1 protein-coding gene is annotated in these 271 nt (G+C 63.8%); it reads right to left on the bottom strand.

Annotated elements, in window-relative coordinates:
* Nucleotides 1–140 precede the first annotated feature (140 nt).
* A partial coding sequence (locus B4920_RS31115) for a YcjX family protein (RefSeq protein ID WP_139379682.1) occupies nt 141–271 on the bottom strand: 131 nt, incomplete at its 5' end.

The following is a 271-nucleotide window of genomic DNA, read 5'->3' as shown; positions in this document are numbered from 1 at the left end:
TCCAGCCGCTGGGCCGGTGCCGGGGGCGGCGTCTCGCTCGCCACCGACAGGGTCGGCTCCAGGATCACCTTGCCTTGCAGCGGCACCTTCTGTGTTGTCTGATCGTTCATCTTGTTGTCTGCTCCTTGGTGCGGCGCCGGTTATTCGAGGTGATCCCCGAGCAAGAACTCCAGTGCCGCGTCCAGCCGGATATGGGGCAGCGCCTGATGGGTGCTCATGGGCAGCGGGCGAAATGCCTGAAAATCGAAGCTCTGGGTGCTCCACCACTGAG

This window comes from Zoogloea sp. LCSB751, assembly GCF_002028455.1.
In the GTDB taxonomy this organism is placed as follows: Bacteria; Pseudomonadota; Gammaproteobacteria; order Burkholderiales; family Rhodocyclaceae; genus Zoogloea.
The sequence above is the reverse complement of the archived record's forward strand: the minus strand, read 5'-3'. Positions and strand labels throughout refer to the sequence as shown.